Origin of the sequence: Thermosynechococcus sp. PKX82, from assembly GCF_031583255.1 — a bacterium.
Taxonomy (GTDB): Bacteria; Cyanobacteriota; Cyanobacteriia; order Thermosynechococcales; family Thermosynechococcaceae; genus Thermosynechococcus.
The window spans coordinates 1,814,852-1,826,179 of sequence record NZ_CP134169.1; the positions used below are offsets into that span (position 1 = coordinate 1,814,852).

14 protein-coding genes are annotated in these 11,328 nt (G+C 53.7%); 10 read left to right on the forward strand and 4 right to left on the reverse strand.

Annotation, left to right across the window (positions count from 1 at the left end; genetic code table 11):
• Nucleotides 1–2: 2 nt before the first annotated feature.
• Both RHH53_RS08985 and dapF read right to left on the reverse strand, forming a co-directional pair.
• The gene (locus tag RHH53_RS08985; protein ID WP_206199873.1) at nucleotides 3–905 is read right to left on the reverse strand and encodes a VWA domain-containing protein; all 903 of its coding nucleotides are present in this window, start codon (nucleotides 903–905) and stop codon (nucleotides 3–5) included.
• A gap of 7 nt (nucleotides 906–912) precedes the next feature.
• Nucleotides 913–1,773 carry a diaminopimelate epimerase gene (gene dapF, locus RHH53_RS08990; protein ID WP_206199874.1) on the reverse strand — a complete coding sequence of 287 codons (861 nt, stop codon included), beginning with the start codon at nucleotides 1,771–1,773 and terminating at the stop codon, nucleotides 913–915.
• A gap of 30 nt (nucleotides 1,774–1,803) precedes the next feature.
• Here dapF and RHH53_RS08995 point away from each other — a divergent pair, with 30 nt between their 5' ends.
• The gene (locus RHH53_RS08995; RefSeq protein ID WP_149818719.1) at nucleotides 1,804–2,022 is read left to right on the forward strand and encodes an Hfq-related RNA-binding protein; all 219 of its coding nucleotides are present in this window, start codon (nucleotides 1,804–1,806) and stop codon (nucleotides 2,020–2,022) included.
• Here RHH53_RS08995 and larC read toward each other — a convergent pair.
• Together larC and RHH53_RS09005 are read right to left on the reverse strand one after the other, a co-directional pair.
• Nucleotides 2,014–3,213: a nickel pincer cofactor biosynthesis protein LarC gene (gene larC / locus RHH53_RS09000; RefSeq protein WP_302678102.1), complete on the reverse strand. Its 1,200-nt coding sequence runs from the start codon at nucleotides 3,211–3,213 to the stop codon at nucleotides 2,014–2,016. The genes RHH53_RS08995 and larC overlap by 9 nt on opposite strands.
• Before the next feature lie 72 nt (nucleotides 3,214–3,285).
• A complete protein-coding gene (locus RHH53_RS09005; protein WP_310743696.1) occupies nucleotides 3,286–3,666 on the reverse strand; it encodes a methylated-DNA--[protein]-cysteine S-methyltransferase in 381 nt (126 codons plus the stop codon).
• 332 nt (nucleotides 3,667–3,998) lie between these two features.
• Here RHH53_RS09005 and RHH53_RS09010 point away from each other — a divergent pair, with 332 nt between their 5' ends.
• The 9 genes from RHH53_RS09010 to RHH53_RS09050 all read left to right on the forward strand — a co-directional run bounded on the left by RHH53_RS09010 (nucleotide 3,999) and on the right by RHH53_RS09050 (nucleotide 11,314).
• Nucleotides 3,999–4,736 (forward strand): V4R domain-containing protein, encoded by a 738-nt coding sequence (locus RHH53_RS09010; RefSeq protein WP_206199877.1) that lies wholly within the window; start codon nucleotides 3,999–4,001, stop codon nucleotides 4,734–4,736.
• Nucleotides 4,717–5,292, forward strand: coding sequence for a hypothetical protein (locus RHH53_RS09015; protein ID WP_302676077.1), 576 nt, complete (start codon nucleotides 4,717–4,719; stop codon nucleotides 5,290–5,292). The genes RHH53_RS09010 and RHH53_RS09015 overlap by 20 nt, the downstream gene beginning before the upstream one ends.
• Nucleotides 5,293–5,301: 9 nt before the next feature.
• Nucleotides 5,302–5,787 carry a phycobilisome protein gene (locus tag RHH53_RS09020; RefSeq protein ID WP_206199879.1) on the forward strand — a complete coding sequence of 162 codons (486 nt, stop codon included), beginning with the start codon at nucleotides 5,302–5,304 and terminating at the stop codon, nucleotides 5,785–5,787.
• A 56-nt stretch (nucleotides 5,788–5,843) separates the two neighbouring features.
• On the forward strand, nucleotides 5,844–6,515 hold the full coding sequence (locus RHH53_RS09025; RefSeq protein ID WP_206199880.1) for a V4R domain-containing protein: 672 nt from the start codon (nucleotides 5,844–5,846) through the stop codon (nucleotides 6,513–6,515).
• Nucleotides 6,516–6,565: 50 nt separating this feature from the next.
• Nucleotides 6,566–7,048: a 2Fe-2S iron-sulfur cluster-binding protein gene (locus RHH53_RS09030; RefSeq protein ID WP_206199881.1), complete on the forward strand. Its 483-nt coding sequence runs from the start codon at nucleotides 6,566–6,568 to the stop codon at nucleotides 7,046–7,048.
• Nucleotides 7,049–7,086: 38 nt separating this feature from the next.
• Nucleotides 7,087–7,887 carry a tetratricopeptide repeat protein gene (locus RHH53_RS09035; protein WP_206199882.1) on the forward strand — a complete coding sequence of 267 codons (801 nt, stop codon included), beginning with the start codon at nucleotides 7,087–7,089 and terminating at the stop codon, nucleotides 7,885–7,887.
• A 94-nt stretch (nucleotides 7,888–7,981) separates the two neighbouring features.
• Nucleotides 7,982–9,769, forward strand: a complete 1,788-nt coding sequence (locus tag RHH53_RS09040) for a serine/threonine-protein kinase (protein WP_310743697.1) — start codon at nucleotides 7,982–7,984, stop codon at nucleotides 9,767–9,769.
• A 43-nt stretch (nucleotides 9,770–9,812) separates the two neighbouring features.
• Nucleotides 9,813–10,781 carry a metal-binding protein gene (locus RHH53_RS09045; protein ID WP_302678105.1) on the forward strand — a complete coding sequence of 323 codons (969 nt, stop codon included), beginning with the start codon at nucleotides 9,813–9,815 and terminating at the stop codon, nucleotides 10,779–10,781.
• On the forward strand, nucleotides 10,778–11,314 hold the full coding sequence (locus RHH53_RS09050; protein ID WP_206199884.1) for a hypothetical protein: 537 nt from the start codon (nucleotides 10,778–10,780) through the stop codon (nucleotides 11,312–11,314). Before RHH53_RS09045 ends, RHH53_RS09050 begins: the two co-directional genes overlap by 4 nt.
• Nucleotides 11,315–11,328: the final 14 nt, after the last annotated feature.

Below are 11,328 nucleotides of genomic sequence, written 5' to 3' on the forward strand. Positions count from 1 at the left end.
CCTCAACAGGTTTGTACAAAGGGCCAGCCCGGAAATCGCCAGAGAATAAGGGGAATTGCCACTGTCCAGAAAAAGGCATTGAGCAAGGCAATTTGACCCGCCAGATTCATCGGCAGATGCAACCATCCCTGCAACACCCAGCGATCCAAGGGCAAGACCAAGAGCCACATAAAACAAATGACGGCCATTCCGCCCCAAAAGATTGGCCAGCGGGCGTTGCTATTGAAGCCCTCAAAAAAGGTTTGACCCACCAGTTCTTCGAGAATGGCGACGGGGGCAGAGCGGTATTGCCCACCTGTGACTTGGGTAGCGGCGGCCAGTTGCGGAGCATGATCACCGACAACAATGGCGTTGATTTTGACTCGTTGTTGGCGGGCATTGGCCACCACGCCTGCATCTACTGGGGCTTCCCCATCGGTAATGAGGAGCAGTTGGCGGCAGCGATTCGAGATCTGTTGCAGTTGTTGGGTGGCCATGGCGATCGCCCCCGAAAGATTGGTGGCACTGGGATCCACTTGGGCAAGCAAGTCACTGCGATTGAGGGCTTGATCCAATTGGGTGAGGAGCAGATCACTATTGGTCTCAAACCGCGGCGTCAGGAACACCACATTGCGGCCAAAGCCGTGGATCATGACTTCGTTGGGGTTGGTGAGTTCCCGTTGGTTGCGTTGCAAGTAGAGCTTGGCAGCGAGCACCTGCTGCGCCATTACAGTTTGGGGTTGATTAAATTGCAACGGATTATTGCCAAACGTACTGCCGCTGAGATCAAGGGAGAGGACAACGGCGACACTAGGGCGTCCCCAATTCAACAGTGAGAAGAGCAGCGCCAGCAGGACACAGCCTATGAAAAGAATGAGGGGAATCTGAAAAAGAGGGTAATACCACAGTTGTCGCCGACGGGTCATAACTCACCTAAGGCAAGGTACCGCTAAAGACTGCGAGGGCAGGCCCGGTCATATACAAATGTTGGCTAGGCAAATCCCAGCGAATATGGAGATCTCCCCCCGGCAGTTCAACCGTGGCTTGGGCTTGATCGCCCACAGGACTCAGGCGATGGGTCAAGACGGCAGCGACGAGAGTGGCACAGGCTCCCGTTCCACAGGCAAGGGTCATGCCCGCTCCCCGTTCCCAGACGCGCATCCGCAGGCGATCGCTCCCTAGGACTTGGACAAACTCAGTATTGGTACGCTGGGGAAAAACGGGGTGATGTTCAAACTGTGGGCCAAGGGTTGCCAGATCAACCGCAGCAACATCCTCGACAAACGTGACACAGTGGGGATTTCCCATACTCACACACGTCACCAACCACGGGCGATCGCCCACCATTAGGGGCACATCAATCACCTTTTGATCTGCGGCTGCCAAGGTGGTGGGAATCTGCTGCGCCAAGAGTTGGGGTTTGCCCATATCCACCGTTACCTGACCATCCGCTTGTACCTCTGGCACAATGAGACCGGCAAGGGTGTCAATGCGGTAGCGCACGATTTCGCCGGCGGAGCGACCCTCAAGGGCAAAAATAAACTTGGCCAAACAGCGAATGCCATTACCGCACATTTCGGCCACTGAGCCATCGGCATTGTACATCCGCATGCGGTAGTCGGTATCCCCCGTGCCTGTCAGCAAAAAAATGACGCCATCGGCGCCCACGCCAAAGTGGCGATCGCACCAGTGTTGCGCTTGTTCTGGGGTTAAGAGCAGCTCTTCCTGATGGCGGTTGTCAATGAGGAGGAAGTCGTTTCCTAACCCTTGGTACTTCTGAAAAGATAGGCTCATAGAATTAAAAAGGTACGAGAGGGGAAACCAATGACCGACGAATTCAATACGGCACTGCCCAGCATTCGCCAGTTGCAGACCTTCATTAAAGATAGCACCGAGGTTGAAGTCAAGCTCAGCACCAGTGATCTCGTGGTTGGTAAGGTGCGCTGGCAGGATATGAATTGCCTCTGCGTTGTCGATCACTACGATCAACCCACCATTATTTGGAAACAGGCCATTGTCTTTATTAAACCCAAGCTAGCCTAGGGGCCACAGTGGCAGCGCCACGGCCAAGGCCTCTTGATAGACCACCTGCCAAGGTTGCTGATGCTGACGGGCAAGGGCGGCACAGTCTTCGTATTCGGGCTGGACATTGAGCCGCTGTCCTTGGTGTTCGGCTACTTTCACCCGTACTTCACCAAATGATGTTGTGATGGTTTTGATTTGGCGTTCAAGGATATAGCGCTCCTGTACCTGCCGCCGCAGCCCCAGCGTCGTTGTTTCGCGAAAGAGGGTCTGGACACAGGCGGCCTCTGCACTGGGGGGACACAACACCGTGAGCAACACCCCCAAGCGTGACTTTTTCATCGTAATGGGTTGGTAAAAGACCTCAATCGCACCAGCAGCATAAAGTTGTTCAAGAGTATAGCTGAGGGCTTGGGGTGTCATGTCATCCAGTTGGGTTTGCAGTTCGACAATGGTTTTTGCCGTAGTTGTTTCTGCTGAGTTCGACAGGGTTCCCAACCAGAGACGCAAGAGATTCGGTAGGGGCAACTCTTGACTCCCAGCGCCTAAGCCCACCCGTTTCAATGTCATCGCTGGCGGTGCCCCAAAGCCCTCACTCAGGGCACAAACCAAGGCAGCTCCCGTAGGCGTGACCAGTTCTTTTGCAATGCCGTTGCTATAGAGGGGCACTTGGTAGGTTTGGCACAGTTGTAAGACCGCAGGAACAGGGACTGGTAGTTGACCATGAGCCGCTTTGACCGTTCCGCCCCCAGTGGGTAGCGCCGAGCAGTAAATGTGACTAACATCGAGGTAATCCAACCCCAAGCAGGTGCCGACAATATCCACGAGGGCATCTACCGCTCCCACTTCATGGAAATGTACTTTTTCTGGCTCAATGCCATGCACGGCGCCCTCAGCAATGGCCAAGGCTTCAAAAACCTTGAGGCTCCAGTCACGGGCGCGATCGCTGAGGTGGGCGGCACGGATTTGCTCTGCAATGTCTGGCCAATGGCGATGGTGATGGGAGTGGCGATCGCGCCGATGCACCTGTGCTTTTAATCCCCGCTGTCCCTTGCGCTGCACCGTTTCTGTGGTCAACTCAAACTCATCGGCAATCCCGAGCTTTGCCAATTCGCTTTGGAGGTAGTCGAGGGGAACCCCCAGATCAAGGAGGGCACCCAGACACATATCCCCTGCCACCCCAGCAGGGCAGTCAAAATAGGCAACCGTCATAGCAAACTCACAGGTGCAGCGGCACTAAGGACTATGATACCGGGTTTATAGTGAGCGAAACTGCAAGGAGACTTACCCTACCGCTGAGGTTTCTGTGGCGATCAACAGCTCATCAACTATAACCGACGGTTGCCACTGGTAGCGCCTCAAGTTAATGCGATCGCCTGCCTCAAAAATAATCCCCTCTGCCTCTAGGCACCAGCGCTGTAACTCATCCGTCCCTTGGCGTTGGGGCGCGTAGGAGATTTTGCCTTGGGCATTAACCACCCGATGCCATGGAATGTCAGAATTCGGTGCCACTTGATAAAGGGCATAGCCCACATAGCGTGCATGACGCGGCCAACCACACAGGGCGGCAATTTGGCCATAGGTGGCCACACGTCCTACGGGGATTTGCTTCACTAACCAATAAATTTTTTGTTGAAACGTCAGTGCCTGCGTGTCTGTCTTCATAAGATTTCACATTTTAAGGCACATTCAACTCCTCTAAATCCGTATTCCTACGGAGGAAAGCATCAAAATGAACCCCCTAGATTAAACATTAAGGGTGGTAACAGGATTACTAAATTCAATTAAGAACACCTGCCCCCGAAAAGATAGATCGGTCATGATTTAAGCAGCAGTAATGCTGAGGCAGGGGAGGGTGGAATTCGTTGTTTTGTGTTGAACCATGATGTGTTTCTCATCGAATTGCTTTTTGCTGAATGATGGCTTCTATGCTTTTTTGACTTGAGTTCCCAATTCTCTTTGTCGATATTCTTGACGCTATTTGATGGAGTCACCCTATGACCATGACCAGTTCCCGACCCCAAGCCGCCACTGGCGATCGCTATGGTGTTAACCATCTCCTGCGCAAAAAATACCCGAAACGCCACCATCACTATGCCTTTTGGGACTTCTTTGAATTCGATAGCGATCGCGGTACCTACACCGATTGGAACAATGCCCGCAACCTCCTCGTCACCGAAGATTTCGTCATTGGCCTCATTGAAGGCCTTGAAGAGGAAGTTGGTCCTGCCTCCAGCGTCGTCATGTACAAAATTGGTGAAGAATGGGGACGCCGCGATGCCGAGTTCTTTGCCAAATGGTTCCCGACCGAATATGGCTATGAGCAGGGGATCAAGCAAATGCGGCTTCCCTATGTCCTCGAAGCTTGGTGGTGGCCCTACACAACCCAAGGCTGGGGCAACTGGGAAGTGGATCTCAGTGAGCAAAAACACGGCTTCATGTTTATCAACATCTTTGATTCGGTTGTGGCGCGTACCTTGGGGGATGTTGGCCGACCCGTGTGCCACCTCTACGCAGGCCTCTTTGCCGGTTTCTTTAGCGGCCTGATTCAAAAAGAACTCAGTTGTATTGAAATCCAGTGCTACGCTATGGGAGAAACCTACTGCAAGTTCCTGCTCGGCAAGCAAGATCGCATTGATGCCGCTGCCTTCTGGCAAAACGAAGGAGCCTCCGCCAAAGATATTGAAAAACGGCTCCGCAGTGGAGAACTGGTCTATGAAAAACCGAAACGGTAATTGGCAACAGCAAGCCGTTGCTGAATTCTTTGAGGAACTGAACTGGCTGGGCTTGGTGCACCAGCAGCCGGTCGCAGAAACCTTGGTTCTCAACTGGCAATCCCTGAAAGTAGGAGAATTTTGGCAGCGGGTCAATTGGCTGGGGCTTGAGGTCAAAGGGGCGATCGCTCCCACGAGTCCCACAGAATGGCCCAGCTACCGCGTCAAGGACTTCTTTGGTCACATGAACTGGGAAGGGATTGAGGTCATCTTGCCTGCGATCTCACCCCCCCTAGAGGAGGAAATGGCGGCTCCCCCCGTTGCTGCCCCTACCCTCCCTTGGGCTGCATGGTCGGTAGAAACCTTCTTCCGCCAACTCAACTGGGAAGGCCGTCCGGATCAAGCCATCTCCCTCGAGCCAAGTCTGTGCCTCTGGCGCCTGTCGGTCAAAGACTTCTGTGCCAGTATTCCTTGGGCAGGCCAACCCGTGATTGCCCAAGTGAGGAAAGTAGAACCCCCGCCCCCTGCCCCCATGGAACCCGAAGTCACCCTCTCAGACTTATCAAACCTGTTTTAGGAGATCCCTATGCACACGGAGTTAATGAATCTCTACTACAAAGCCGAAGAAAACTACCTCAGCAATGTGGACATCAAAGTCTTCCGCCACCACATCGAGTCTCTGCAACAGCGGTTGAGTACCTATGAATTTCTGCGGGATCATGAAATTGAAATCTTCCAGCCTGTAGCCGACACTCTGCAAAAGAAATACCCCACCGAAAATCCCCAAACCCTTGAGCAAGTGTTGCGTCAAGCGATCGCCCTACTGCGCTATGCCGCCATGGCCATGCTCCTGAATAACCCCGAGTTTTTGCAGCATCGGCTCCTCGAGTGGCTCACGAAAGTGGTCAACGCCCACCAAACCCAAACTCTATGGAGCAGTTGCCACGAGCTTCTCAGTGCCCGCCTCAAGGAAATGCTCACCGAGGCTGAGCAGGACTTGATTTTGCCGCTGTTGGATCACGCCCAAGCGACCCTTGTGGGTCTGCCAGCGGTGGTCTCTGTCCACGCCTAGGTTAGGGTTGGAAGTCTGCTGAAAGTGCTTGTTATGCCTACGAATGAGGATGCCCTATGATCTCCGTTGCTGATTTGGTCAAAGACCCCATCATCCTCGGCAATTACTACGCTGCCGATGCTTATGTACAGGGGGATTTTGAAACAGGTCTGATTGAAAACCGCAAAGGTGCCCGTCTGATTGCCCTACCCGATATTTTGCTCCAAGCCATCTATGCCGGCCTCGATCAGGAAGTGGGACAGGCCAGTGGGGTGGTTCTCTTTAACTGTGGTCGCTGGTGGGGCAAGAACTTTTATCGCCGATTTGTCGAGGAGGTCAGCGAGTACTATCGCCGTCCCCTTGCGGAAATGGAAATGGTGGAGTTTCTCCAGTGTCTCAAGGAATGCTGGAAGACCCACGGTTGGGGCACGATTGATCTCGATGTGAGCTTCTACCAGCAGGGCTTTTTGGTGGTGAAAACGTGGGACTCCCCCTTTGCGGCGGCGGCTCCCAAAAATACGGGTCAGCCCCAATGCGCTGCCGAGGCGGGGATTTTAGAGTCCTTCTTTAGCCAATTGACCGGTCGCGATCTCCACTGTGTGCAAACTGCCTGTGAAACCCTAGGGGCAACCAATAACCTCTTTGTCTTGGGCTTGCGGGAGCGGGTCGAACCGGCTAAGGCTTGGCTGCAAGAGGGACAGGATCATGACACGATTATGGAGCGGCTATGTCGCACTCAAGCCGCTTGAGTATGATCCTAAAGTAACTCTCGATGCGTCATTAAAAGGAGAAAAGAGCAGTGGCCAAAGTTGTCAAACTTGAACCCATCTCGCGGGAAACCACGATTAATACCAATGACAATTTGCTGTCTGCTCTATTGGACTCTGAACTCCATGTGCTCAAGGAGTGTGGCGGGCGCGGGATGTGTGCCACCTGCCATGTCTATATCAAAGAGGGGATGGAGAGCCTCTCCCCGATCAGTAAGCGTGAGCAACGCACCCTTGAAGTGATTACAACGGCAAATGCCACCTCTCGCTTGGCCTGTCAGGCACGGGTACTGGGGCCGGGGGTAGTGGTGGAGCTACCCTCAGGGATGTATGTCAGCGCGGTTGAAGATATTGAGTCTTTGATTGGGCGGCGGGCTGAGCAGGATATTTTGCACCCCCTCGATGGCCGCGTCTTGGTGGAAGCGGGCAAGCTCATTACCCGCACGATGATTACCCAGCTGAAAGATACCCAAGTGCAGGTGGGGCAATATCTCGCCAATACGTCGGATGCCTAACCAACCACTTCATTTTCATCCTCAGGGAGGCACCATTTATGGAAGACCGTAGTTTGAATTCCCATGACACGCCATCGGGCAGGGGGCTAGCACCCCTAGAATGGGGCGCAACAGGGCTAACGGTTGTGTTGTCGGTGGCGGCGGCTGCGACCCAACAGGCCATTTTGACAGCGATCGCTCCTTTGCCCCTCTCATTGGCGGTGGGCTTAAACTTAGTGAGCCGTAAAAAATTGGATGCCCAGTTCCAAGCCTTTGTGCAGCAACAGGAGGCCAAAATTGCTGAATTGGTGGCGTCCCAAGGGCAGCAGCAGTCAGAGGTCGGCGGCCTTACCTTGGCCCTGAGTCAGGTATGCGATCGCCTTGAGGATGTGCAGAAACAGGTCATGCAACTCAACCAAGGGGCACGGGATCTCCACGACTACACCCGCATTCTTGACACCGAGCAAAAACAAATTGAGGAAGTGCTGGATTGCTTGCGGGAAATCGAGAAAAATACCCAAGTGATCCAAGTGGATCCCAGCCATGCCAAGGCCTACTACAATCGCGGTCTGACCCATCAGCGTCTAGGGGATGCCGAAGCAGCAATTCTCGATTACACAGAAGCGATTCGAATTAACGATAGCTATGCCAAGGCCTATCACAATCGCGGTGTAGCGCGCTCAACTTTGGGCGATCGCAAGGGAGCAGTAGAGGATTTGCGCACAGCGGCGAAGCTCTTCTTTGAACAAGGGGACATTAGCAGTTATCAGCGGGCACGGGATCTGGCCAAGCGTATCCATGAAGTGGGGAGTATTGAACAGGACAATAAAGAGGTACCCTTAGAAATCCTCTTCTCCTAGGGGACAATTCATTTTGCTGCTGACCCTGCATTGACAGGGGCAAAATTGCGAATCATTCTGAGAAATGTTTTTCGTTGATGGTTGAGGCTCCTTGTTGGCCACGGCTCGTGCTGCCCAAACCTCCCGTTACCGGCTGGTGGATCTAGCCGGTCAAGGCCAGTACGGACAAGTTTATCTGGCGGTCAATCGCGAGTCGGGTGAACTGGTGGCAATTAAGGTGCTCAGCGAGCGGCAATTGCTGACCCGTGGCTTTTTGCGGGAGTTGAATTTTCTCCTGACGCTTCAGCATCCCCATGTGGTGGGTTGTCAGGCGATTGGCTATATTCGCGTGCACCATAGCTCCCAAGTAAGCCGCAGTTTGGTAATGGATTATTGTGCCGGGGGGACCTTGCGATCGCTCCTAGAGCAAGAACAGGCCTTACCCCTGACCACCGCTTTGCGCCTTACGCTGGATGTGCTGGCAGCTTTGACCTACGCCCATCATCGCGGCATTCTCCACTGCGATCTCAAACCGGAAAATATCCTGCTGGAGGTGACTGCTACGGGCTGGCAGGCAAAGGTGTCCGATTTTGGTGTCGCACGCCTCATTGAGGATGTCAAGGGCAGCGGTCAAACGGGATCTCCTGCCTATATGGCGCCGGAGCGTTTCTATGGTCAGACGATGCCCGCTTCGGATCTCTATGCAGTGGGGATTCTCATGTACGAGATGATCGTTGGCGATCGCCCCTTCCACGGCACACCTGCTGAACTCATGACTGCCCACCTTAGCCGTCCCTATACCCTTCCTGAAGGCTTGCCCTTTCTGGTGCGGAGCACTATTACTAAAGCGTTGGATAAATTACCGCAGCGCCGCTATAAAAGTGCAGCGGAAATGACGATGGCGGTGCAATTAGCCCTAGAGGTGATCGAGGCAGAGCGTCATGAGCAGCTGTTGTTGTTCTCTAGGTCACCGGCGGCGGTTTGGCTGGGGGAACCCCAAGGCTATTCTTTAGCGATACCGCCCCAACAGGTTGCTAGTACGGCCACAAGGTTCTATGGGGTGGTGGGCGATCGCCTGTGGGCCTGGCAAGCCAAGGAATCTCACCCTGAAGTGATTGGCCAATGGCCGCTGCCACCGTTGCCGATTCAACTCTATGGCGGTGAATTGAGGGCTTGGCTGGGCATCCAAGGGCAGCCACCGCAGCTTTTCTGTATCCATGACGGGATCATTCCCCTAGAGTGTCATCTTCGCTCCACTCTGAACCGATTAGCCATTGACGCCACTGGTTATTGGTGTGCAGAAACGCAGATTGATGATGCAGGAGAATTAACACTTCATGTCCAACTGCTCAATGGTCAAGGACAGCGCACTCTCCGCTGTGGATGGCAGGGACGAGCTTTTGTGGATACACTCCTCCTCAATCGTCGTTATGGCTTGGTCATCAGTCGTTCCCAACATCCTGAGACGGAGCATGCCACCACCCATTTTCAACTCTTTGACCGCCGCGGACACTGGCGGCTATACACCCAACTGCCTGCCCACCTGACATTGTTTACCCCGGCCCATCACCAGCCATGGCAACTAGCAGCGTTTGAAGATCATCCGCAGCAACCTCTATTGATGCTCCTCCATTTGCGGCCTTGGCGGATTCAACGCTTGGGGCTGCGGTTTCGTCCCCAATTTCTCTGTGCTACGCCTTGGGGCTATGTGGTGGCGGGTCGCCATCGTTTGAACTTAGTGACCCACAGCGGCGAAATTGTCGGCACGGCTGAAAGTGAGCAGGAGATTTGTGGCCTCGGCTTTACGGGCGATCGCCACCTTTGGCTGATTCGGCAGCATCAGGGCAAGTATATTTTGCAAACGTGGGATATTACGGCCTGGGAAATTGACCTCATCCTCTAGGCCAGCCGCCTATGATAGAAAGAATAGCCGTGGGATATGCCCCATGAAACAGCCCCAGATTCTCAAAATTACCCGCAAAGCGGCCAGTCTGAAACAAAAGCAAAAGCAGCAGTCATCTCCCACCACCCTTGATGTTACAGCGACAACGGTAGCCTCTGAACCCGTCGTTGAGGTAGCAGCGGGCGATCGCGACAGTGCTCAAGGGCGTCAACATTGGTGGAGTGAACGCTGGATTGGTGTGCTAGAGTCCTTTGGCTGGCGCCGACGCCTAGAGCGGGCACGCAATTATGTCCGTGAAGGACGGGTGCTCACCTTGGAATTCAAGGGCAACCAAGTCCATGCCCAAGTTCAAGGCACGGCTCCCGAACCCTATCACGTCAAACTGCATTTGGATGCCTTTAGTGAAGAGCAGTGGCAATATGCCATTGACGGCATGGCACAAAAAGCCTTCTATGCCGCGAAGCTCCTAGCGGGAGAACTGCCCCCCAGTATTGAAGAAGTCTTTACCCAAGCTGGATTGAGTTTATTTCCCTTTACTAAGTTCGACATCCATAGCCGCTGCAATTGCCCTGACCCCGTCAATCCCTGCAAACATATTGGCGCGGTTTATTACTTGCTGGGGCAATACTTCAACGAAGACCCCTTTTTACTCTTTCAGTTGCGGGGCAAAACCAAAGAGGAGATTCTCCAACGCCTGCGCCACTATCGGGCAACGGCGACTACCCCCTCTATGGTGCCCACCCCCCCACCCCTCTATGAGCCACCGAAAACCGATGCTCCCTTTTGCCAATATCGCCAGCCCCTACCCCCAGAGTTAGTGGTGCTTGTCCCCAGTGGTCAACCCCATGCGGTGCTATCCGTGTTACCCCCCTTTCCCCATGAGGTTCCCAGTGAAGTGGCGCAGTTAATGGCCACCCTAGAGCAGATGTACAGCAGTGCCAGTCTTGCGGCCTGTCAGTTGGCGATGGGTGAACCGCTGAGAGGAGATGAAGGAACCGAAAGTGAGCCATGAAACCCAACCAGTATGACGGTCAGGGCGAAAATCTCAAACGTGGTCTCAAAGCAGAGGACACCTTCTTAGAGCTTGCCCGCAAGCAGGGATTCCAAGTTCACCACGCGAGCGAAGCTGCTGATATTCATGAGCACTGGGATTGTTTGTTGATTAAGGGGCATGAGTCCCTGAAAGTGGACATCAAGGCAGTCAAGAAAATTCAACGCCAAGACCCGCAGCCCCAAGATCAATACACTTGGATAGAATTGCAGGGGGTACGTGATCAAGGCTGGTTGTTTGGCGGTCACTCAGACTATATTGCCTTTCAAACGTTGAACTCATTTATTTTGGTGCAGCGCACAGCACTGATAGCGTTTGTGCAAAAGAATGTCGATCTCGCCGTTCAAGTGACCCAACCTACAGAGGCTCTAAAAAAACATCAAGGCAAATATCCTGTGTACCGTCGCTCAGGGCGGAGCGATCGCCTCATCTTAGTCGAAACCGATATTCTAAGACAGCTTCCGGGCAGTATCGAGTGGCTGAATCCCCAGTAACTTCCCCCTTTTCC